Genomic DNA, 22980 nt, shown 5'->3' with positions numbered 1-22980 from the left:
CCCCTGAGCCCGTCCGGCGGTTCTACGGTGCGACCACCGCAGCTTTTGCGGGTTCATCCCTGGTGGTCACATCGGGGTTCTGCATCACTTGAAGCACAGAGGCTTCCGGATCGAATTCGTCCTCCTCCAGCTCGATGAACTCCTCAGGCAGGAAGATATTAAGAACGATAGCGCACAGCGCGCCGACAGTGATGGGCGATTCGAAAATGTTGTGCAGGGCCTTGGGCAGTTCACGCAAGACTTCCGGCACGGCGGCCACCCCCAGGCCCATACCGATGGAAATCGCCACGATCAGCATGTTGCGCCGATGCAAGCCGGCCTCGGCGAGAATCTTGATCCCGGCCACGGCGACGGTGCCGAACATCACCAGCTCCGCGCCCCCCAGCACCGGTTTGGGCATCAATTGCAGTACCGCGCCGATCATCGGGAACAGGCCCAGCACCACCAGCAAACCGGCAATGAAAAACGCCACGTAACGACTGGCCACGCCCGTGAGCTGGATCACCCCGTTGTTCTGGGCGAAGGTCACCATTGGCATGCTGTTGAACACCGCCGCCATGGCCGAGTTGAGACCATCGGCGAGCAGGCCGGACTTGATCCGGCGAATGTACACCGGGCCTTTGACCGGTTGCCGGGAAATCATCGAGTTGGCCGTGAGGTCACCGGCAGCCTCCAATGGCGAAACGAGGAAGATCACCGCCACCGGAATGAACGCCACCCAATCGAAGGAAAAACCGTACTTGAACGGCACCGGTACGCTCATCAGCGGGACGTCGGGCAGGCCGTTGAAATCCACCTGGCCCATGAGCCAGGCCGCCACGTAACCGAGGGTCAGGCCGATGACAATCGCCCCCAGGCGCAGAAACGGCACGTCGACCCGGTTCAACACCACGATGGTTCCCAGCACCAGCGCCGCCAGGGCCAGGTGACTGGCGGCCCCCAGGTCTTGGGCGCCGAAGCCTCCGGCGATGTCGGTCATGGCCACCTTGATCAGCGACAAACCCATCAACGTGATGATCGTCCCGGTCACTACCGGGGTGATCAGCATGCGCAGTTTGCCGATGAACTGGCTCAACACCACTTCAATGAACGCGGCAAAAAAACACACGCCGAAGATGGTCGAGAGAATCTCGTCGGTGCCGCCGCCCCGGGCCTTGACCATGAAGCCGGCGCTGAGAATCACACTGATGAACGAGAAACTGGTGCCTTGCAGGCACAACAGGCCCGAACCCACCGGGCCAAAGCGCCGCGCCTGTACGAAGGTGCCCAGGCCCGAGACGAACAGCGCCATGCTGATCAGATAAGGAATTTCGCTTTGCAGGCCCAGGGCGCTGCCCATGATCAGCGTGGGGGTGATGATGCCGACGAAACTCGCCAGCACGTGTTGCAGGGCGGCGAAGACGGTGGCGGTCAGGTGCGGGCGGTCATCGAGGCCGTAGATCAGGTCATTGTTACGTGGCGCGGGGGCTTTTTCGGAGGCGGTCATGGAGGTTTGCGTGCCAGTAGGCGGCCGGGTCAGAAAATGGAGGCGCAGGATGCCAGAACCGCCCGGCCACGGCAAAAGTTCCACCAGAACAGGGGCTTACGGACGCGGGGCGAACACCTCGGCGACGCTGCGGCGTTTGGCGTGCAATTGGCTGGCCTGGATCAGCTGTTCGAGGTCCTCGGGCGTGACGTCATAGAAGGCTTCCATGTCCGCCAGCGCCAGTTTCAGGTCTTCGGCGGTGATGGCCTGGCTGTCGATTGGCGGGTGATCGGCCGGGACCGTGACGGCCGGTTCGCTGCTGCCCTTGGGGTAACGAACGCGGGTCAGGTTGTTGTAGGCAAGGGCGCTGAGCAGCATCGTCGCTGCGCTGAGCATGACTGGCTCAATGGCTTTCCAGTCCATGGCAATGGTCACCGGATCGGCCAGTACCAGGGTCAGGGCCAATGCCCCGGCCGGTGGATGCAGGCAGCGCAACCAACACATCAGCAACACCGCCATGCCCGCCGCCAGACAGGCGCTACCGAGGGTTCGGCCCAACACATGGGCCACCAGCAGCGCAATCACTGCGGCGCACAGGTAACCACCCAGAATCGACCAGGGCTGGGCGAGCGCTCCCGAAGACACCGCAAATAACAGTACCGCAGACGCCCCCAGCGGGCCGATCAGGTGCTGGGCCACCTCAATGCCAAACACCAGGCTACAGAGCCAGACGCTCAGCAACGTGCCCAAGGCCATGCCGATGGCGGCGCGGCTCCATTCTGTGGGGCGGGTGTTGATGGCGACGGGCAACCAGCGGGCAAGCATTGCGAGAAAACTCCGGCAGAAAAAGTCGAGGTAAAAAAAGGGCTTAGCTGGCAAACCCAGAAAGCCCTTGAAGGTGTTCCAACTGTTGGGGGAGGAACAGGCACAGTGTGCCGTTCAATCCAGCTACTGACAAATTCATATTAATGAGCTTTCAGTGCATTAATTTTGCTTTAAGTGGCCCCGTCGGCCACTCATGTAACAGAGCAGGCCGCCCAGCGCAGCGAGCGCACTCAAGGCATAAAACATCGTCGGCGCCGGGGTGTGCATCAGCATGAAGCCGCAAATCACCGGGCTCACCGCGCCGCCAAGCGCCGCCAGGTTTTGCGCGCCGTAGTAACTGCCGCGCAGTTCTTCCGGAGCGAGGGTGTCGACAAAGAGAAACTCGGCCGGGTAAATGATGATTTCACCCAGGGTGAAGATGAACATTGCCACGCACCAGCTCACCAGGCTGTCCGCCAGGCTGAAACCGATCAGGCCGAGGATGAACAGGCCGGTGCCGGCCACAATCCACTGGCGCAATTGTTCACGTTTGAGAAAACGCCCGACCTGGTATTGCAACAGGATCACGCTGATGGCGTTGCAGGCGAGCAGGGCAGCCATGATTTCCATGGTGTGCTGGGGATTACTGGTCACCAGCAGGTACTGCGACAAGTAAAAGGTAAATCGCCCGTGCACCACGGTGCTGAGCAGGCAACCGGCGGTGAACATGATCAGGGTGCGGTCGTTTTTCAGGGTGATCAGGGTTTTCAGAAAACTCTGCGCTTGACCCGCAGGAGCCACTTTGGCCGGATCCGCGGGAATGCCGGTCATCAGGAAAATACTGAAAAAAGCGATGGCCGCCGCGATCAGGAATGGCGCACTGGCAAAGGCGCCGGCAATCAGCACGCCAAGCATCGGCCCGACCGCGTAGCCAATGTTGGTCAGCGTATAGCTCAAGGAAAACGCCTTGGCTCGCTGGCCCACGGGCAGATTGTCGCTGAGGATCGCTTTTGAACCGATCAGGAACAGCGCCGAGGCGGTTTCGGTGACGATCAGGGTGATCGTGGTCAGGTAGAGGTTTTCGGCAAAGGTCAGCAACACCAGGCCGACCGCGCTGGACGCCATCGACAGCACCAGCAATCGGCGTTTTTCGAAGCGATCGATGATGTAGCCGCCGTAGAGGGAGAGCAGGGTGGCGACGAACACCGCAATGCCGAGCAACAAGCCGACGTCCTGCTGGTCAAGGCCAAGCTTGTCGCTGACGAACAACGTGAGTAACGGGCTGGTGATGGCGCGGCTGACGACGATGGTCAACGAGCAGATCAGCAGGCGGCGGATGAGGGGGGAGTAGGTGGTCACAGCGTGAATATCCTTATTCGATCGGGTCGGCATCAGGCCAATCGTGCGCGCTACTCTAGCAGTCGGACACTCGCTCGTTGCTATGCAATTTACTGGCAGTTCAGCAACACCCAGTCATTCCCGTCGAAGCGCCCGCTACGCAGCATTGCAGCAAGCGCAAGGCGGGCCCGGTTTTCCGTGAGCCTGACAACGCAGCAGCGCCGATGCCGGCAATCCGAAGAAAAACAGCCGGGAGCATGAGGCTTAAGCGACCACTGACTCGGCCAGCCATTGCTGGTAAGGGATCGGCAACTTGTGCGACTCACCCCGACCGATCGGGAAGTAGGTAAAGCCGATGCGTGCCAGGCGGTCCGCGTCGTACAGGTTGCGGCCATCGAAGATCACCGGCGTGTTAAGGCGTTGGCGGATAAACTCGAAGTCCGGCGCCTTGAACTGTTGCCATTCGGTGCAGATGATCAATGCATCGGCGCCGGCCAAGACTGACTCAGGCGTACCCATGAGCATCAGTCTCGACTCATCCGGATACAGCTTCTGGGTTTCCTGCATGGCTTCCGGATCGAACGCACGGACATTCGCCCCGGCGGCCCACAACGATTCGAGCAACACCCGGCTCGGTGCATCGCGCATGTCGTCGGTATTGGGTTTGAAGGCCAGGCCCCAGACGGCAAAGGTCTTGCCGCGCAAGTCGCCCCGGTAGAACGCGTTGATGCGCTCGAACAGCTTGTGCTTTTGCCGCTCGTTGATGGCTTCCACTGCCTGTAGCAGGTCACTGGAGCAATGGGCCTCTTCGGCGCTGTGGATCAGGGCGCGCATGTCCTTGGGGAAGCACGAGCCACCGTAGCCGCAACCGGGATAGATGAAGTGGTAGCCGATACGCGAGTCGGCGCCGATGCCCAGGCGTACCGATTCGATGTCGGCACCCAGGTGTTCAGCCAGTTCGGCGATCTGGTTGATGAAGCTGATCTTGGTCGCCAGCATGCAGTTGGCGGCGTATTTGGTCAGTTCGGCGCTGCGCAGGCCCATGAACATGATGCGTTCGTGGTTGCGGTTGAAGGGGGAGTACAGGTCACGCATCACGTCACGCACTTCATCGCGTTCACAGCCGATGACGATACGGTCCGGGCGTCGGCAGTCGGCCACGGCCGAACCTTCTTTCAAGAACTCCGGGTTCGAGACAATATCGAACTGCAATACCCGCCCGACACTGAGCAGGCATTTGTCGATGTGCGCGCGCAAGGCGTCGCCGGTGCCGACCGGGACGGTGGATTTCTCCACCAGGATCGCCGGCTGTTCGCGATACCGTGCTACCGCTTCGCCCACCGACATCACGTAGCGCAAGTCTGCTGAACCATCGTCCCGGGACGGTGTGCCGACCGCGATGAACAGCACCTGGCCGTGCTGGACCGCTAATCTTTCGTCGCTGGTGAACTGCAACCGTTTGGCGTCAAGACCTTCGCGTACCAGGCTGGCCAGGCCGGGTTCGAAAATACTCACGTGGCCCTGTTGGAGCAGTTCGACTTTTTTCTCGTCAACGTCCATGCAGATCACGTCGTGGCCGACTTCCGCCAGTACCGCTGCCTGCACCAGGCCAACATAGCCGCTACCAAACACACTGATTTTCATGGGGCACTCCTTTGTTCGGGCGCACGAGAAGGTCGGGAATTGATGGTGATGACGCCGAGGATGACCAATGCCACGCCTGGGCTCTTTGTAAGGCTGGACGCTTCGATGAACAGCGGCACGCCGGCGACCAGCAGGCCCAGGCCCAGGCAGGTCAGCAGGATAGGCAAGGCCATATTTCAATTTGCTTATCGTGTTGAAAAAAGCCACGTGCGGCCGTGTCATCCGCCAGGACAACGTCGAAGCGGCGCCCAGGTCGTTGCTCGGCAATCTGACGCTCTGGTTGAGTGACTGCGGCGTGGGTAGCGTCTTGGATCACGGCAATGCCGTGTTTGTCGGCGAGGGCGTAAAGCGGATCGAGATCGAATGCCGCACCGGCGTAATGCACCGGGATGATGGCTTTGGTGCGCGGTGTGATCGCCGCTTCGATATCAGAACCTGCATCAAATCAAATAGTTACCGGTCGGCGGTAAAAAAGCTGCATCGATTGACTTTTTTCGCCGTGGGCGGCAGGTTGGACGTCCATTCGGGTTGCTTCGACTTCATGGGAGGTTATGCCCGATTTTGTGAAAGGGGCATGAAAAGCGGTGGGGGAATCGTTTATCTGAAGGCTATTTAATCTGCTGTTCAGACTTCCCGCGGTTATGGTGTTTTCAGGAAAAGTTCTACAGAACTGATGTCCTTTATATGATCGTTATTTCTCTTCTTGGTTGCTTCATTGACCTGTTTTCATTCAAGGCCGTTTCGTTTGATTGACTTACCTGTAGCTGATTCTCGCACGCCCCTCACCAATCCGCTGACCCTGTATCTGGCGCGGCTGGCACCCTCCAGCCAGCTGACCATGCGCTACGTGCTGCAGGACGCCGCCGACCGCCTGGGCTTCGAAGACTGCGATATCGAGGAGATACCCTGGCACAACCTGCAGCCCGAAGATGTGATCGCACTGGTGGCCACATTGCGTTCAGACGGCTATGCACCGAACACCTCTTCACTGTATGTCAACGCGGTGCGCGGGGTGATGAACGAAGCGTGGCGCATGAGCCTGATCTCGCAGGAGCACCTGTTGAAGATGCGCTCGGTGAAGGGCATCGCCGGTACACGGCTGTCCCAGGGACGCAACCTCAGGCGTACGCTGATCCAGGAGCTGATGGCCGTCTGCGCCGCCGATCCGCGGCCACAAGGCTTGCGGGATGCCGCGATCATCGGGATTTTGTACGGCTCGGGAATGCGCAAGTCCGAATCGGTGAACCTGGAGCTGAATCAGGTCGACTTCACCCAGCGCAGCCTGCAGGTGACGGCCAAGGGCAACAAGCAGTTGATCAAGTACGCGCCGGCCTGGGCTTTCGCCAAACTGCAAGCCTGGCTTGAACTGCGCCGCTCCCTGCTCAAGGAAGGCGAGTCGGACGATCCGTTCCTGTTCAATCGCATTCGCCGTGGCAGCCATATCACCCGTGAGCGCATCACCAAGCATGCGATCTACTACATCGCCCGGCAACGGGGGGCGCAGGTCGGAGTGAAAATCATGCCCCACGACTTCCGGCGTTCATTCATTACCCGGGTGATCGAAGAGCATGACTTGTCGATTGCGCAGAAACTGGCGCACCACAGCAACATCCAGACTACGGCCAACTACGATGTGCGCGACGACAACGAGCGGCGTCGGGCAGTGGATCGTTTCGACCTGTGAACGATTACAGCTCGCTCAGCACGTGGGCGTGGCCAATGGTCGAGACCTGAACCGCGCTGCCGGCGGGTGGTGCGTACATGCCGGAACTGCGCACCAGCAGTGATCGGCCCGGTTGCTCGCGGCTGGTCAATGACTGGAGTTCGACCGTCAGCGTGCAAGTGTTGCCGCTGAAATCCCGATCGGTGACCACGGCCCGGCAACCATCGGCTTGCGGGTCGCCGGGAAGGATACCGGCCAATTGCAGCTGTTCAGGGCGCAGCATGATCTGCGCCGAGTTGTTGTTGCGGTGGTTGTTGACCGGGATCCGCCCCAGGTCGCAATGAGCCCAACCGGCCTCGATGCGCGCCGGCATCACCACGGCATCCCCCAGGAACAGGGCGGTCTGTTCGTCTTCGGGATAGCGGTAAAGGTCCAGCGGATGCCCTGACTGTACCAGTCGGCCCTGGCGCATCACCGCCAGCTGGTCGGCGAACGACAGGGCTTCACTCTGGTCATGGGTGACCAGGATGGTGGTGACGCCCGCGTCTTCCAGCAGCCGCGCGACCATCTTGCGCATCGCGGCGCGCAATCCGGTGTCGAGCGCCGAGAACGGCTCGTCCAGCAGCATCAGCCGTGGTTGTTGTGCCAATGCCCGGGCCAGGGCCACGCGCTGTTGCTGGCCGCCGGACAATTCGTGAGGCCAGCGCTCGGCCATCTTCGCGTCCAGCGCCACGCTGTCCATCAGTTCGGCGACGCGCTGTTGTTTTTCAGTGCCCTTGGTCGATAAGCCGAAGCCGATGTTCGCCGCCACGGTCATGTGCGGAAACAGCGCGCCGTCCTGTGGCACGTAACCGATCAGGCGTTGATGGGCCGGCACTTCGTGGGTGCCGTCGACCAGTGTCTGGCCATTGAGCGACAGGCGCCCGGAATCGGGGAATTCGAAGCCGGCAATCATTCGCAGCAAGGTGGTTTTGCCGGAGCCGGACGGGCCGACGATGACCGTGCGACTGCCGCTTGGCACCGACAGGCTGACGTTGTCCAGCGCGCAATGGGCGCCATAGGACTTGTAGAGGGCATTGAGTTCAAGTGTGTTCATCGGCCAGCCGTTTTTTTCGATTGGTGATAAAGAAGTCCGGTCAGCGGCAGCGACAGCACAACCATCAATAAGGCGTAGGGCGCCGCGGCGGCGTAATCGATTTCGCTGGTCATGGCCCAGAATCCGGTGGCCAGAGTGCGCGTGCCGTTCGGGGCCAGCAGCAGGGTGGCGGTCAATTCGTTGGTGATCGCCAGGAACACCAGCGCCGCGCCGGCGGCGGCCCCGGGGGCGGCCAGGCGCAAGGTGATCAGCCACAGTGCCCGGGCTGGCGAACGACCAAGGCTGCGGGCGATGTTCTCCAGTTCCACCGGTGCCTGGGCAATGCCGGCGCGCAGGCTGACCAGGGCGCGGGGCAGGAACATCAGCAGGTACGCCAGCAACACGGTGAAGGTGGTCTGGTAAATCGGCCGGGCAAAATGGATCGTGACGGTGACCAGGGCCAACGCCACGATAATTCCGGGCAAGGAACTGGTGATGTAGTTGCAGCTTTCCAGCACGCGTTGCATTCGGCCGGGGTAACGTATCGACAGCCAGGCAATCGGGATCGCCGCGAAAGTTGTCAGCGCGGCACCTGCGACGCCGAGCAACAGGGTTTGTTCCAGAGCAGGCAACAACTCGGCCATGTCCCAGACTTCCACGCCGCCGGCGATCAGCCATTTGCCCAAGGTGATCAAGGGCACGCCCAGGGCCAGGGCACAGGTCACGATTTGCAGCGTCAACGAGAGCAGGGTGGATGCCGGTTTCAGGCACACGACCCGTTGCTCCCGGGCGCTCCCCGAACCGACGCGAGCGTAACGTGCCGAACCCCGGGCGGCGGACTCGGCCGTCAACATGGCCAGGCAACACAGCGCCAGCACACTGGCCAGCATGTGCGCCGCTGCGCCGTTGAAGGTCGATTTGAACTGGTCGAAGATCGCGGTGGTAAAGGTGTCGAAGCGGATCATGGCGTACAGGCCATATTCGGCCAACAGGTGCAGGCCGACCAGCAACGCGCCGCCGCAGATCGCCAGGCGCAATTGCGGCAACACCACACGGAAAAACACTTTCCAGGGTTTGAGCCCCATGGACTCGGCGACGTCTTCGATGGCCGGGTCGAGCCGACGCAACGTGGCCGCCACCGGCAAATACAGGAACGGGAAGTAGGCGATGACCGAGACCAGGACACCGGCAAACAAGCCGTGAATCGGTGGCACCAGGCTGACCCAGGCGTAACTGTGAACGAACGCAGGCACTGCCAGCGGTGCGGTGGCCAGCAACGACCACCAGCGCCGCCCCGGCAGATTCGTGCGTTCGGTCAGCCATGCCAGCGTCACTCCCAGTGCCACGCACAAGGGAATCGTCAGCAGCACCAGCAACACGGTGTTGACCAGCAGCTCACCGACCCGAGGGCGGAACACCAGGGTCACGACGGTTGACCAGCCTGTCTGCAGGGACACGCCAATAACGTAAGCGATCGGCAGCAGTGCCAGTAATGAAACCAGCACCGACAAACCGATCACCCATACACCGCCACGCCCGGCGAATAGTCCGCGGGATCGTCGACGCAATGGTGCGGGAGTCGCCTCGGCGACTCCCGCAGGCAGGGTTTCAGGCATCAATTAGAGCAGTCCGGCCTGTGTCATCAGCTCCACGGCTTTTTTGCTGTCGAGTTTTGAAGCATCGACAGTCGGCGCATCGAGCTGATTCAGAGGCACCAGTTTAGGGTTGGATTCAGCGCCTTTGCCGACGGCGTATTCAAACGACTTGCCGTTCTTCAGCACAGCCTGGCCGTCCTTGCCGGTAATGTACTTGAGGAACGCCTGGGCTTGTTCCTTGTGTTGGCTGGAAGCGAGGACGCCGCCGCCGGAGATGCTGACAAAAGCGCCCGGATCCTTGTGCTTGAAATAGTGCAGGGCGGTGTTCTTGCTGTTTTCTCCGGTCTTGGATTGATCCACCAGGCTGTAATAGTGGTAGATCACACCGCTTTCGATCTGCCCGGCATTCACCGCCTTGAGAACTGCGCTGTTGCCACGGTAGCTGGTGTAGTTGGTTTTCATCCCCTTGAGCCATTCCAGCGTGGCGGCTTCGCCCTTTTGTTGCAGGATGGCCGCGACTATGGCCTGGAAGTCAGCACCGCCTGGCGACGCGCCCCAGCGACCTTTCCAGCTTGGGTCGGCCAGGTCCATGATCGATTTCGGCAGGTTGGTTTCCGAGAGTTTGCTCGGGTTGTAGACAAACACCGTGGATCGCGCGGCGATCCCGACCCATTTGCCGTGGGCCGGACGATAGGCCGGGTCGACCTGCTCCTGCGTGGCTTTGTCGACAGGTGCGAACAGCCCGGCGTTGTCGACCAGCACCATGGCCGGGGAGTTTTCGGTCAGGAATACGTCTGCCGGAGAGGACGCGCCTTCCTGCACGATCTGATTGCCCATTTCGGTGTCATCGCCGTTGCGCAAGGTGACAGGGATACCGGTTTCCTGGGTAAAGCCCTCGACCCAGGCCTTGGTCAGGCCTGCATGTTGCGCGTTGTACACCACGATGCCGACGGAATCGGCAGCATAGACCTGGCCAACGCTCAGCAAAGCGGTGGCCAGCAGGGCTTTTTTCAAGAACGAAGGGATTTTGGGAATCATTCTGCGGGCTGCTCCTGGTGCATTTTTTGAAAGTCATGCGCATTGAAACGCCAGTTAACCAATGCGAATCATTTGCATGTCTGCAATTGCAGGGAATGTAGAGATCCAAATGAGAAAATAACGTCAAAAAAACCGTTAATACATGTAATTTTCATTCAGATTAGCAGCACTGTGCCAGCCGTGGTGCGACTCGTCGATTAAACGATGTCGTCGATCAGAATGCGACGCTGCCCACGACAGCCTTTTTTCAATCACCCGATGCCAGTTGCTGCTGGTCCCGCGCGGAGTTCATCGGGGTTGCGAAGGGATAGCTCGGTGATTGCCGGTGTGCCGAGGAACGGGTCGCTGAAACTACTGTAGGAGCCAGCCTGCTGGCGATGGACTCCAGTGCGCCGCGTTCATCCAGCTCACCCGCGTTATCGTTAACCACCATCGCAGGCAAGCCAGCTCCCACAAGGGACCGCGTCCACGCTGAAACTGTAGGAGCCAGCCTGCTGGCGATGGACTCCAGTGCGCCGCGTTCATCCAGTTCACCCGCGTCATCGTTAACGACCATTGCAGGCAAGCCAGCTCCCGTAAGTGACCGCACCTGTAGGAGCCAGCTTGCTGGCGATGGATGGCCTTCAGGACGAAGGGCAACTCGCCTGGGGACGGGTGGCCGCCTGGCTGATCAGCGCGGCCAGGCGTTTGATGTTGTTTTGGTGGGCAAGTACCAGTTCATCGACACTTGCGCCTGATGGCGTTTGCAAGGTGCTGCGGCAAATCACCTGTGTCTTGTCGCCTGGCTCGGCACTGCGCAGTCGCCATATCACGTCCATCAGCGCGTATTGACCGGGGACAGAGTCAAAACGCTGCACATCGACCCGCACCGAATACCTGCCCTGTACGGGACTGTTGCCCAGTTGATCGGCCAGCGCACTGCTCAATTCGTCGACGAGGGTTGCGCCCCACCAATGGGTTTCGAGGATCGCCAGGGTACTGTTGCCCTCGCGAATGACGATCTGCGCACGATCGACCTGGGGCGGCAAGCTTAGCGTCTCGATCTGAATCACCCCGACGGTGGTCCTGGAATGATTGCCCACTTGGGCCGGGGTCAGGGTATGGAACTGAATCGGGTCACTGCGGCAAGCGGCGAGCAGCAACAACGCGGTGACCAGTGTGAACTTCAGCGGAAAAGCCATGGGTGTTGCTCCTGTGCTCAATTGCGCGGTGGCCCTTGCAGATCCATGGGCGGGGCATTGTTCGGGCGGCCGCGAAGCAGCGATTCCGGATGCCGTCCCAGGTAATCCGAAAGATCACGCAAGGATCTCGACGTGCGTCCCAGTTCATCCAGGGTCTGGCCCAGTTTTTCCCGTTGCGGCGAGTCGTCGGCCAAGGTCGAACCGGCGGATTTCAGGGTCGTATTGGCGGTTTCCAGCGTCTTGCTTAAGTCCGCCAGAGTGGTTTGCACGCCGGGCATGATCTTGCCGTTGAATTGCGCCATGCCCTTGCGCAGTTCGACGAGATTGCCATCGAGATTGCCGGCGATTCGCTCGATCGGCAGTTTGTTGATCTTGTCGACCATGGCTTCGAGTTTTTCCTGCAACTGCTCGAGGCTGCCGGGAATGGTTGGAATCATGACCGGACGCGCCGTTGTATCGAAGGCGACTTTTTCTGCCTTGGGGTAGAAGTCCAGGGCAATGTACAACTGGCCGGTCAGGAAATTACCGGTGCGCGCCTGGGCACGCAGGCCGTTTTCGATAAAGGTGCCGATCAGCCGTACGCCACCGGCTTCGTCATTGGGGTCATGATTGAGCGCCTTGAGCATCTTTTCGTGGGCCTTGCCCAGGCGTTGTGGGTAAATCACGATGCCGACGTTGACCGGAAAGGAACGAAGCTTCTCGTCGTAATCCAGATTGACCGACACCACCTTGCCGATTTCCACACCGAGGAATTCCACCGGAGCATCGACCTTGAGCCCGCGCATTGCCTGGTCGAAGCGCATGGCCAGGTACTGCGGCTTGCCGTTTGGCGGGGCGAGGGCGGTTTGCTGGTCGTCGAACAGTTCGTAGGCGTACTCCGCAGCGGCCGGTTTATCGCCAGGGCTGTAGTCGGGTGCGCGGAAGGCAATGCCGCCCACCAGCAGGGAGGACAGCGATTCGGTCTTGACCGCAAAACCGTTGGCGCCGACGTTCACGTCAATGCCGCTGGCATTCCAGAAACGGGTGTTTTCGGTAACGTACTTGTCGTTGGGGGCGTGGATGAACAGCTCGATGTTCACGCCTTTGCCATCCGGGTCCAGCGCATAGGCCACCACCTGGCCTACCGGGATCTTGCGGTAGTAGACCGGGGAGCCGATATCCAGCGACCCCAGGTCGTGAGTGAACAGGGTGAAACGCTTGCCCGGCTCGCCGTAGGTGATGGGCGGCGGGTTTTCCAGCCCCGTGAAGCGTTTTGCCCGGCCGTTGGCCTGGCCGATATCGGCGCCGATGTAATCGCCCGACAGCAGGGTGTCGATGCCGGATACGCCGCCAGCGCCGATGCGCGGGCGCACGACCCAGAACTGCGAATCCTCGCGGGTAAAGCTTTCGGCCTGCTTGGCCAGCTTGATGGTGGCGTTGACACTCTTCTGGTCATCGCTCAGTTCCACGTCCGAGACTTGGCCAATCACCACATTACGGTACTTGACCTCGGTTTTATTCGCCGTCAGGCCGCTCCCGGTCTTGAACGTGACAACGATGGTCGGGCCTTGCTGCAGAATGCTGTGAACCACCAGAGAAATACCCACCAGCACCGCGACGATCGGCACGATCCAGACCAGTGAAACGCTGAAACGGCGGGTCTTGATCGGTGCCTGCCCAGGGGCTTGCGGCCCGTCAGTGGCTTGCGACTTCATCCGTGACCTCCTCATTGTGCGGGTTTTCCCGCTCTTTATCCCAGATCATGCGTGGATCGAAACTCATTGCCGAGAGCATGGTGAACACCACAACCAGACCAAAAAACAGAATGCCCGGGCGCGGCTCGATGTCGGCCAGGGCCTGGAATTTCACCAGCGATGCCACCAGGGCCACGACTATCACATCGAGCATCGACCAGTAGCCGATGACCTCGACGAAGCGGTACAGCGTCGAACGCTCTTTGCGTGCCCACGCGCTGTCGCGCTGGACGGTGACCAGCAGCAAGGTGATGGCGACGAACTTGATGCCCGGCACCGCGATACTGGCAATGAAAATGATCAGGGCGATGTCCCAGGCCCCGGCTTCCCAGAACTCCAGCACGCCGCTCATGATCGTGCTGTCGGCACCATGGCCGACCATCTCGGTGTTCATCACCGGCAACAGGTTGGCCGGGATGTAAAACACCAGGGCCGCGATCATGTAGGCCCAGGTGCGGGTCAGCGAATTGGTTTTGCGCCGGTGCAGCGGTGCACCGCAACGCTCGCATTCGTGAGGTTCGCCAGTCATGTCGCAAGCCAGGCCGCAGGTGTGGCACAGGCACAGGTTGAGCTCGTCGGCGTACGGAGGCGTGCTCATACAATGTCCCATAGTTCGCGGATGTCGCGTCCGGCGATGCGGATCATCATCAGGCTCAACACGGCCAGGGCAAACAACCCGATACCGGGCAGCACATCAAGCAGCCCGGCGAGTTTGATCACGGCGACCATGGCGCCCAGCAGGCAGACTTCGAGCATGCTCCAGGGCCTCAGGGTTTCCAGCCAGCGCATGCAGAATTTGAAGCCGGGTGAGCGTTGCCCGGCGAGTGCGAAGCCCAGCACCCAGATCAGCAGCAATAACTGGAAGATCGGCGCGATGATCATGGCGATCGCCGCCACCATGGCGATGAAGGTGATAGGCCCCAGGCTCAGGGCCAGCACCGAATCCCAGAGGGTGGCGCTGTGCTTCGAGCCTTTGAGGCTGATGCTCATCACGGGATAGAAGTTGGCGAAAATCCACAGCATGAGCGCGGTGAAGGTCAATGCCAGACGCTGTTCGACTGTCAGGCCGTTATAGCGCTGAAGCACGCCGCCGCAGCGCGTACACAGGGTTTTCTGATGTTTGGCGAGCGTCACTTTTTGGTAAACGCTGTCGCAGTGCTCGCAGATGATCAGCTGATCGGTAGTTGCCATGGGTCAAGCTCAACAAGAGGCAGGAAATTCAGAGCACCCCCTCAATATAGAAGTGCCTCGCGATTGAGCAAATCGAAAGTCGAAACAAGGGGATGGAGGGGGTACCGGATGTTGCCCAAAGCATTGTGGGAGCGAGCCTGCTCGCGAAAGCGGTGTGTCAGGTAGCCCATTCTCTGGCTGCCAAACCGTCTTCGCGAGCAGGCTCGCTCCCACAGGATGAATCTACTTTTCTGGAGGATTGTGTCAGCCCAGCATTTCCCGCATCCGATACCAGAACATGCCAAGGGCCAGCAGTGGCGAGCGCAGGGCGCGCCCACCGGGAAAGGTCATGTGCGGCACGGCGCTGAACACGTCGAAGCCTTTGCTTTGTCCGGCATGGATCGCTTCGCCCAACAACTTCGCGCACCAGTGGGTCACGTTCAGGCCATGGCCCGAGTAGCCCTGGGCGTAGAACACGTTCGGGTGCTGGCTCAGGCGCCCGACCTGCGGGAAGCGGTTGGCCGAGATGCCGATCATGCCGCCCCACTGATAGTCGATGCGCGTTTTGGCCAGTTGCGGGAACACCTTGAGCATCTGCGGGCGCATGTAGGCGGCGATGTCCGCCGGGTCGCGCCCTGAGTAATGACAGGCACCGCCAAACAACAAACGCCGGTCAGCCGAGAGCCGGTAGTAATCCAGCCCGACTTTCTGGTCGCACAGCGCGACGTTGTGCGGGATCAGTTGCCTGGCGGCGTCTTCCGACAAGGGTTCGGTGGCGATGATGTAGCTGCCCGCCGGGAGCACCTTGCCGCTGAGCTTCGGTTCCAGCTCTTCCAGGTGGGCATTGCAAGCCAGCACCAGCGTGGCCGCACGCACGGTGCCCCCGGCACAGCGCACTTGCACCGTGCTGCCGTGGATCAATTCCAGCACCGGGCTTTGCTCGAAGATCTGCACGCCAAGGGACTCGGCGACTTGCGCTTCGCCCAGTGCCAGGTTCAACGGATGCAGGTGGCCCGAGCCCATGTCGACCAGGCCGCCCGCGTAAACGCCGGAGTTCACCACCTGCTCGCGGATCTGGCCAGGTTCGATCAGGCGCGTTTCATGGGCGTAACGGGACTTGAGCAATTGGGCGTGTTCGGCCTTCAGCCCGGCAAAATGCGCCGCGGTGTTGGCCAGTTCACAGAAGCCCCAGCGCAGGTCGCAATCAATGCCGTGTTCGCGGATGCGATTGGCCACGACTTGCACCGATTCGACCCCGGCCTGTTCCAGGTACTGCACGCCTTCGGCGCCCACATGTCGGGCAAATCCGCTGACGTCATGGCCGATGCCGCGTATCAACTGGCCGCCGTTGCGCCCGCTGGCGCCCCAGCCAATCCGCCGGGCCTCCAGCAGGACCACCGAGAGCCCGCGCTGGGCCAGTTCGATGGCGGTGTTGATGCCGGTGAAGCCCGCGCCGACCACGCAGACATCGGCCACCAGGTCCGAGGCCAGCGCGGGGCGCTGCCTCATGCCCTTGGCGGACGCTGCGTAATAGGAGTGGGTATGTTCCTGGGTGTACTGATTCATTGGTTGGACTTCACTTTGCTCCACGAGCGGGTCATCAGGCGCATGATCGACTGTGGTGGCGTAGTGGAGATGTAGAGTTTGTCGAGGACCTCCTGGGGCGGATACACCTCGGGGTTGCTGACCAGTTCGGGGTCCATGTACTGCTTGGCGGCCGGGTTCGGGTTGGCGTAGCCGACCGACGCGCTGACCTTGGCAATCACTTGCGGATCCAGCAGGTAGTTGATGAAGGCGTGGGCTTCTTTCGGATTGCTGGCGTCGGCGGGGATGGCCAGCAGGTCGAACCACAGGTTGGCGCCTTCCTTGGGAATGGCGTAGGCGATGTTCACGCCGTTGTTGGCTTCCTTGGCGCGGTTGGCGGCCTGGAACACGTCGCCCGAGTAACCGAACGCCACGCAGATGTCACCGTTGGCCAGGTCCGAGACGTACTTGGAGGAGTGGAAGTAGGTGATGTAAGGGCGGATCTGCAGCAGCTTGGCTTCGGCCTTCTTGAAGTCTTCGGGGTTTTCGCTGCGCGGGTCCATGCCCATGTAGTTGAGGACCGCCGGGAACACCTCATCCGCCGAGTCCATCATCGACACGCCGCAGGCACTGAGTTTCTTGATGTTTTCCGGTTCGAACAGCACGGCCCAGGAGTCGATCTTGTCGATGCCCAGCACCGCCTTGACCTTGTCGACGTTGTAGCCGATGCCGTTGGTGCCCCACAGGTAGGGCACCGAGTGGGCGTTGCCCGGATCGTTTTTCTCCAGCAGCGCCAGCAGTTTCGGGTCCAGGTTCTTGAAGTTCGGCAACTGCTCGCGATCCAGTTTGAGGAACGCGCCGGCCTTTACCTGGCGGGCGAGGAAGTGGTTCGACGGCACGACCACGTCATACCCGGTGCGACCGGCAAGCAGTTTGCCTTCCAGGGTTTCGTTGGAGTCGAAAACGTCGTAGATCACCTTGATCCCGGTCTTGGCCTGGAAGTCGGCGAGGGTGGTTTCGCCGATGTAGTCGGTCCAGTTGTAGACACTGACCTGGGGTTGAGCCTGGGCAACGGCGCTGAACAGAACCGCCAGTGCGGCCGGGACCACGGATTTCAGTAGACGCATATCGATACCTTCTTGGAATTATTGGATTCTTCAGGTGATTCTTTAGTGGTCTGTCGGCCCTCATCGCGAGCAAGCTCGCTCCCACAGGGGAACGCATTTCAAATGTGGGAGCGAGCTTGCTCGCGATGGGGACATTACGGACGGTGAAGATCTCAGACGCTGAGCATCAGAAACTCACGCTCCCACGAACTGATCACGCGCTTGAAGTTCTCGTGCTCGGCGCGTTTGACCGCGACGTAGCCCCGTACGAACTTGCTGCCCAGGTAGCGGCTGATGGTGTCGCACTCTTCCATCTGGGTCAGGGCGTCTTCGATGGTGATCGGCAGGCGCAGGTTGCGACGCTCATAGGCACGGCCCTGTACCGCGGCACTCGGCTCGATGCGCTCGACCATGCCCAGGTAACCGCAAAGCAGGCTGGCGGCGATGGCCAGGTACGGGTTGGCGTCGGCGCCCGGCAGACGGTTTTCCACGCGCATGGCATCCGGGCTGGAAGTCGGTACGCGCAGGCCGACGGTGCGGTTCTCTTCGCCCCATTCGACGTTCACCGGTGCCGAGGTGTCCGGCAGGAAGCGGCGGAACGAGTTGACGTTCGGCGCGAACATCGGCAGCACTTTCGGGATGTACTTCTGCAAGCCACCGATGTGATGCAGGAACAGCTCGCTCATGTTGCCATCGGCATCGGCAAAGATCGGCTGGCCGGTGGCAATGTCCACCACGCTCTGGTGAATGTGCATGGCGCTGCCAGGCTCGTCGCCGACCGGCTTGGCCATGAAGGTTGCCGCCACGTTGTGCTTGAGCGCCGCTTCACGCATGGTGCGCTTGAACACGGTGATCTGGTCGGCCAGGTCCAGTGCGTTGCCATGACGGAAGTTGATTTCCATCTGCGCCGGGCCGTCTTCGTGGATCAGCGTGTCGAGGTCCAGGCCTTGCAGTTCGCACCAGTCGTAGACGTCTTCGAACAGCGGATCGAATTCGTTGGCCGCGTCGATGGAGAACGACTGACGACCGCTTTCGGCGCGGCCCGAACGGCCCATCGGCGCCTTGAGCGGCAAGTCCGGGTCTTCGCAGCGCTGGGTCAGGTAGAACTCCATTTCCGGCGCGACAATCGGCCGCCAGCCTTTGTCGGTGTACAGTTGCAGGACTTTCTTCAGTACGTTGCGCGGCGACAGTTCGATCGGGTTGCCGAACTTGTCGAAGGTGTCGTGAATCACGATGGCGGTCGGCTCGATGGCCCATGGCACCACGTAGACGGCGTCGGCGTCCGGCTTGCAGACCATGTCGATGTCGGCCGGGTCGAGCAGGTCGTAGTAGATGTCGTCGTCGACAAAGTCCCCGGTTACCGTTTGCAGAAGGACACTTTCCGGCAGGCGCATGCCTCGCTCATGCAGGAACTTGTTGGTCGGTGCAATTTTGCCGCGTGCAATGCCGGTCAGGTCGCTGACAACGCACTCGACTTCGGTAATCTTGTGATCTTTCAGCCAAGTGAACAGCTGATCGAAAGGGACATTCATAAAGACCTCGTTATTGGTTTTATTAACGCCAGGAGAAGCCGGTTTCATCCGCCGGACACTTCCCCTGTAGCGCGTTGAGGTCTATCTTGGGCGACCCTTGCGGTTCCATCTATCCACTTTAAGCAGCACAAAGCGCACCAAAAGAGTGCGTAAGGTCATCCCATGACAGGTTCCAACGCCCTCCAGGTCCAAGCCTTCAACACCGCCGATGTCGCCGAGCAAATCCGCGCCACACCGGGTTGGACTCAGCATTACCAGCAGATGTCGCCGGGGCATTTCGCGGGGCTGGTGCGCTACCTGGATCTGCAGGGCGTGGAGATTTACGAAGAGTCGATGAATACCCGGGTCGAGCAGAATTTCAGTGCGCCCCAGGGCTCGTTGTCGTTCTGTTTCGATCGCGGCGACAACGCGCTGTACGTGTTGAACGGCGAAAGTCGCAACATCTGGATCACCCCGGAGAACTACCAGGAAATCGCCGTGGTGTTCGGGCCGGAGTTCGTAAAACGCCACAGCCTCGACATCGCCCGGCTCGAAGGGCTGTTCATGGCGCCGCTCAACTCGCAGCAGAACGCGCTGTTCTGCCGCTGGCTCAGCGGGACCCTGACGCGGCTGTCGCAGACCTTCGATCCACCGAGCCGCGAAGCGCTGACCCAGCAATTGCTGGAAGACTGTCTGTTCATTCTCGACAACGCCTGTGTCGGTCTCGACCAGGGCGCATTGCAGCGCCGTGCCGGAGAGCGGGCGATCATGAAGCGGGTAGGGGAGTGGGCGGCGGACACCCCGGAAGAACACCTCAACCTGCTGGAGCTGTCCCAGGTGGCCGGGGTTTCATTGCGCCAGTTGCAGCATGCGTTCAAGACCTACACCGGCATGGCGCCGACCCAATGGCTGCGCCTGCGCCGCCTCAACAGCGCACGCCGCGAACTGCTGAGCCGCACGCCCACGCAAACCACCGTGGCTGAAGTGGCGATGCACTGGTCGTTCTGGCACCTGGGGCGGTTTTCCAGCAGCTATCGCGCGCTGTTCAAGGAACTGCCGAGCGACACCCTCAAACGTGCGAGTGTCACCCCGTCAATCGGGCGCGGCCGGCGTTAAAACGTCGGCGGCGTAATCACCCAGATTACCACCGCGTCCACATCGCCGGGGTTGCCGTAGCGGTGCGGCTCCTGGCTGGAAAAGCTGAAGCTGTCGCCTTCATTGAGCTGGAAATGGCGTTCGCCAACCCACAGTTCGAAGCTGCCGGACAGCAGATAACCGGCTTCTTCGCCATCGTGGCTGTAGCTTTGCTGGCTGTAGGTGCCGGGCGGGAACCGTGAGTGGAGCATTTCCAGTTGGCGGTTGGCTTGTGGCGTCAGCAACTGATCGACGATACCGTCTTCGTAATGCACGTTCAGGCGGCTGTTCTTGCGCACCACGACGCCATCGTCTTCGGGGGCGGTGACCGCTTCACTGGCGAAGAACCACTGGATGGTGACGCCGAGGCTGCGGGCAATGTTGAACAGCGCCGGAATCGACGGGTAGGCGAGGTTGCGCTCCAGCTGGCTGATGTAGCCGGCGGTGAGTTCGCTCTGTTGCGCCAGTGACGCCAGGGTCATGCCCCGACGTTTGCGCAGGCCGCGAATGCGCGTGCCGAGGAAATGCGGTTCGGCGCTGCCGGGTGCGGGCTGTGTGGTGCTGCTGTTGCTCATGGTCAAATCCGAACCGGGAGGAGTGGCGCAAATCCCTGTAGGAGCGAGCCTGCTCGCGATGGTCGCCAACGATAACGCTGCAAGCCTGACACCCAGCGGTGTTCTCGGGTTCATCGCGAGCAGGCTCGCTCCTACAGGGGTGGTGTTAGCCGTCTAAGCCCCGGAGTATAAACAGCCTTAAAGCTCCCACGCGACTTTCAAACCTTCATAAATCGCTTCTTCGGCGGTGCGCGGCGCCAGGCAGTCGCCGATGCGGCGAAACTCCACCAGCCCTTGCAACTCGGCGCCCAACGTATCCACTGGTTGATGACCCTGGCACAGCACCAGCGTATCGATGTTCTCCATCAGCATCGGCTCGCCGCTGGCGGTGTGTTGCAGGTAGACCGTGTTGTCATCGCAGCCATACAGCCGCGCGTACGGCGTGATCGGCACGCCCAGTTTATGCAGCTCGCCGGCCAGTTGATCGCGCACGTACAGCGGCAGGTTTTCCCCGCAGTGGGTGCCGTTGACCGCCAGTTGCACCTGATGCCCGGCACGCACCAGGCGCTCGGCGATGCCGGGGCCGATCCAGTCGCAGCGCCAGTCGACCACCACCACCGAGCGGCCGATCCGTACCTCGTCGCGCAACACCTGCCAGGCATCCACCACCTGCAATTCACCGCCACGCTCGAAGGTTGGCCAGTAGGGCTCGGCACCGGTGGCGACGATCACCATGTCCGGTTTTTCCTGCTCCACCAGCGCCCGGTCGACCCGGGTATTGCGCACCACGCGCACGCCGGCCAGCTGCATTTCCCGCTGCAGGTTGGTGCTGGCGCCGCCAAACTCACTGCGCCGTGGCAGCAACTGCGCGAGCAACACCTGGCCGCCCAGTTGTGAACCGGCTTCGTACAGGGTCACGTCATGTCCGCGCTGGGCGGCGACAGCGGCTGCTTTCATCCCGGCCGGACCGCCGCCGGCGATCATGATGCGTTTGCGATTTGTCGCTTGTCGGCGTTCAGCAAAAATCAGCTCGCGACCGGTTTCCGGGTGCTGGATGCAGGAAATCGGCAAGCCCTTGTGGAAGCGCCCGATGCACGCCTGATTACAGGCAATGCACGCGCGCACGTCTTCGACGCGGCCGGTGTCGGTCTTGTTGGGCATCTGCGGATCGCAGATCAGCGCCCGGGTCATGCCGCAGACGTCGGCCTGGCCGCGAGCCAGAATCAGCTCGGCTTCCTGGGGCTGGTTGATGCGCCCGGTGACGAACAGCGGAATGTTCAAAGCGGCCTTGAACGTCCCGGCTTCCTTGGCCAGGTACGCCGCTTCGATCGCCATGGGTGGCACGATATGCACCGCGCCGCCCAGGGAGGCCGAAGTCCCGGCGACGATGTGCACGTAATCGAGCTGCGCTTGCAGTGACTGTACGGCGGCCAGGGACTCGTCTTCGGTCAGGCCTTCGGGATCGCGCTCGTCGGCAGAGATGCGCAGGCCGATGATGAACTGCTCGTCGGTCGCCGCACGCACGGCTTTGATGATTTCACGCAGGAAACGCAAGCGCTGGTCCAACTCGCCGTTGTAACCATCGGTGCGCCGGTTGACCCGCGGATTGATGAATTGCGCCGGCAGGTAACCATGGCTGGCAACCACTTCGACGCCATCGATCCCGGCCTGATGCAGGCGGCTTGCGGCAGCGGCATAACCGGCGACGATTTCATCGATCATGGCCTGATCGAGTGCGCGGGGCATCACCCGGAAACGTTCGTTGGGCACTGAAGATGCGGAGTAGGCCACCGCCAGCAGGCCATCGCTGGACTCCATGATCTCCCGACCCGGATGGAACACCTGGGACAACACCAGGGTGCCGTGGGCGTGGCAGGTTTGCGCCAGTTTGCGATAACCCTCGATGCACGCATCGGCGGTGGCCATCAGCACATGGGAGGTGTAGCGCGCACTGTCGTGCACACCGGCCACTTGCAGCACGATGAGCCCGGCACCGCCTTCGGCACGTGCCCGGTGGTAGGCGATCAGTTGTTCATTGACCAGGTTGTCGGTGGGCATCGAGGTGTCGTGACCGCTTGACATGATGCGGTTTTTCAGGCGCTTGCCACGGATTTCCAGGGGTTCGAACAGGTGCGCGAAGGCAGGTGTCGAGGTCGGCATGGTGCAGGTACTCCAGGCAGGCTGACCTGTGTAGGAGCGAGCTCGCTCGCGATGGACGTCAACGATAACGCTGGGTACCTGACACCCCGCGGCGTTCTCAGGTCCATCGCGAGCAGGCTCGCTCCTACAGAGGTAACAGGTTTTGAGTGTTGTTATTATTGGTCTATAGAAATTTACCTTCAGTAAAAAATCAACTTGTTTTTTTACTGAGGCGTGGAGTAATTTCATTTCGAGCCCGCTCCCGGGCCGTACCTCACAACAATAAAAAAGGGCTGCGCCGGCCTC

Annotated in this window: 18 protein-coding genes and 2 pseudogenes; 2 read left to right on the top strand and 18 right to left on the bottom strand. The window is 61.0% G+C overall.

Features of this window, described 5'->3' with window-relative positions; all coding sequences use genetic code 11:
• Nucleotides 1-22 precede the first annotated feature (22 nt).
• The 6 genes and pseudogenes from PPUTUW4_RS14125 to PPUTUW4_RS28145 form a co-directional block, all read right to left on the bottom strand.
• Entirely contained in the window at nucleotides 23-1486 is a 1464-nt protein-coding gene (locus PPUTUW4_RS14125) for a nucleobase:cation symporter-2 family protein (protein WP_015095280.1), read from the bottom strand.
• Nucleotides 1487-1582: 96 nt separating this feature from the next.
• Entirely contained in the window at nucleotides 1583-2290 is a 708-nt protein-coding gene (locus PPUTUW4_RS14120) for an HPP family protein (protein WP_015095279.1), read from the bottom strand.
• A 159-nt stretch (nucleotides 2291-2449) separates the two neighbouring features.
• Nucleotides 2450-3628 (bottom strand): MFS transporter, encoded by a 1179-nt coding sequence (locus tag PPUTUW4_RS14115; protein ID WP_015095278.1) that lies wholly within the window; start codon nucleotides 3626-3628, stop codon nucleotides 2450-2452.
• Between the two features lie 243 nt (nucleotides 3629-3871).
• Nucleotides 3872-5251 carry a UDP-glucose/GDP-mannose dehydrogenase family protein gene (locus PPUTUW4_RS14110; RefSeq protein ID WP_015095277.1) on the bottom strand — a complete coding sequence of 460 codons (1380 nt, stop codon included), beginning with the start codon at nucleotides 5249-5251 and terminating at the stop codon, nucleotides 3872-3874.
• A pseudogene (locus tag PPUTUW4_RS28150) lies at nucleotides 5248-5385 on the bottom strand (4-amino-4-deoxy-L-arabinose-phospho-UDP flippase); the annotation flags it as partial. The gene PPUTUW4_RS14110 and the pseudogene PPUTUW4_RS28150, both read right to left, overlap by 4 nt.
• A 149-nt stretch (nucleotides 5386-5534) precedes the next feature.
• Nucleotides 5535-5684, bottom strand: a pseudogene (locus PPUTUW4_RS28145) (DegT/DnrJ/EryC1/StrS family aminotransferase); the annotation flags it as partial.
• A gap of 312 nt (nucleotides 5685-5996) precedes the next feature.
• Here PPUTUW4_RS28145 and PPUTUW4_RS14095 point away from each other — a divergent pair.
• On the top strand, nucleotides 5997-6935 hold the full coding sequence (locus PPUTUW4_RS14095; RefSeq protein WP_015095276.1) for a tyrosine-type recombinase/integrase: 939 nt from the start codon (nucleotides 5997-5999) through the stop codon (nucleotides 6933-6935).
• A 4-nt stretch (nucleotides 6936-6939) separates the two neighbouring features.
• On the opposite strand, the gene PPUTUW4_RS14090 is transcribed toward PPUTUW4_RS14095, so the two are convergent.
• The 10 genes from PPUTUW4_RS14090 to PPUTUW4_RS14040 form a co-directional block, all read right to left on the bottom strand.
• The gene (locus PPUTUW4_RS14090; protein WP_015095275.1) at nucleotides 6940-8010 is read right to left on the bottom strand and encodes an ABC transporter ATP-binding protein; all 1071 of its coding nucleotides are present in this window, start codon (nucleotides 8008-8010) and stop codon (nucleotides 6940-6942) included.
• On the bottom strand, nucleotides 8007-9605 hold the full coding sequence (locus PPUTUW4_RS14085) for an iron ABC transporter permease (protein ID WP_015095274.1): 1599 nt from the start codon (nucleotides 9603-9605) through the stop codon (nucleotides 8007-8009). Before PPUTUW4_RS14085 ends, PPUTUW4_RS14090 begins: the two co-directional genes overlap by 4 nt.
• Before the next feature lie 3 nt (nucleotides 9606-9608).
• Nucleotides 9609-10622: an iron ABC transporter substrate-binding protein gene (locus PPUTUW4_RS14080; RefSeq protein ID WP_015095273.1), complete on the bottom strand. Its 1014-nt coding sequence runs from the start codon at nucleotides 10620-10622 to the stop codon at nucleotides 9609-9611.
• A gap of 623 nt (nucleotides 10623-11245) precedes the next feature.
• A complete protein-coding gene (locus PPUTUW4_RS14070) occupies nucleotides 11246-11803 on the bottom strand; it encodes a PqiC family protein (protein ID WP_015095271.1) in 558 nt (185 codons plus the stop codon).
• A 17-nt stretch (nucleotides 11804-11820) separates the two neighbouring features.
• Nucleotides 11821-13497, bottom strand: coding sequence for an MlaD family protein (locus PPUTUW4_RS14065; RefSeq protein WP_015095270.1), 1677 nt, complete (start codon nucleotides 13495-13497; stop codon nucleotides 11821-11823).
• Nucleotides 13478-14134: a paraquat-inducible protein A gene (locus PPUTUW4_RS14060; protein ID WP_015095269.1), complete on the bottom strand. Its 657-nt coding sequence runs from the start codon at nucleotides 14132-14134 to the stop codon at nucleotides 13478-13480. The genes PPUTUW4_RS14065 and PPUTUW4_RS14060 overlap by 20 nt, the downstream gene beginning before the upstream one ends.
• Nucleotides 14131-14727, bottom strand: a complete 597-nt coding sequence (locus tag PPUTUW4_RS14055) for a paraquat-inducible protein A (protein WP_015095268.1) — start codon at nucleotides 14725-14727, stop codon at nucleotides 14131-14133. The genes PPUTUW4_RS14060 and PPUTUW4_RS14055 overlap by 4 nt, the downstream gene beginning before the upstream one ends.
• Nucleotides 14728-14970: 243 nt before the next feature.
• Complete coding sequence (locus tag PPUTUW4_RS14050) at nucleotides 14971-16272, bottom strand: FAD-binding oxidoreductase (RefSeq protein WP_015095267.1); 1302 nt, start codon at nucleotides 16270-16272, stop codon at nucleotides 14971-14973.
• Nucleotides 16269-17357, bottom strand: coding sequence for a polyamine ABC transporter substrate-binding protein (locus PPUTUW4_RS14045; protein ID WP_015095266.1), 1089 nt, complete (start codon nucleotides 17355-17357; stop codon nucleotides 16269-16271). Before PPUTUW4_RS14045 ends, PPUTUW4_RS14050 begins: the two co-directional genes overlap by 4 nt.
• A gap of 152 nt (nucleotides 17358-17509) precedes the next feature.
• A complete protein-coding gene (locus PPUTUW4_RS14040) occupies nucleotides 17510-18868 on the bottom strand; it encodes a glutamine synthetase family protein (RefSeq protein ID WP_007974329.1) in 1359 nt (452 codons plus the stop codon).
• Between the two features lie 162 nt (nucleotides 18869-19030).
• On the opposite strand from PPUTUW4_RS14040, the gene PPUTUW4_RS14035 reads away from it, so the two are divergent.
• Nucleotides 19031-19963, top strand: a complete 933-nt coding sequence (locus tag PPUTUW4_RS14035) for a helix-turn-helix domain-containing protein (protein ID WP_015095265.1) — start codon at nucleotides 19031-19033, stop codon at nucleotides 19961-19963.
• Here PPUTUW4_RS14035 and PPUTUW4_RS14030 read toward each other — a convergent pair.
• Together PPUTUW4_RS14030 and PPUTUW4_RS14025 are read right to left on the bottom strand one after the other, a co-directional pair.
• On the bottom strand, nucleotides 19960-20556 hold the full coding sequence (locus tag PPUTUW4_RS14030) for a cupin domain-containing protein (protein ID WP_015095264.1): 597 nt from the start codon (nucleotides 20554-20556) through the stop codon (nucleotides 19960-19962). The two genes, PPUTUW4_RS14035 and PPUTUW4_RS14030, sit on opposite strands and share 4 nt — an antisense overlap.
• Nucleotides 20557-20733: 177 nt before the next feature.
• Nucleotides 20734-22695, bottom strand: coding sequence for an FAD-dependent oxidoreductase (locus PPUTUW4_RS14025; RefSeq protein ID WP_015095263.1), 1962 nt, complete (start codon nucleotides 22693-22695; stop codon nucleotides 20734-20736).
• Between the last annotated feature and the right edge of the window lie 285 nt (nucleotides 22696-22980).

Origin of the sequence: Pseudomonas sp. UW4 (assembly GCF_000316175.1) — a bacterium.
Classification (GTDB): Bacteria; Pseudomonadota; Gammaproteobacteria; order Pseudomonadales; family Pseudomonadaceae; genus Aquipseudomonas; species Aquipseudomonas laurylsulfatiphila.
Note: the sequence above shows the minus strand (reverse complement) of the source record. Positions and strands in the feature narration are given on the sequence as shown.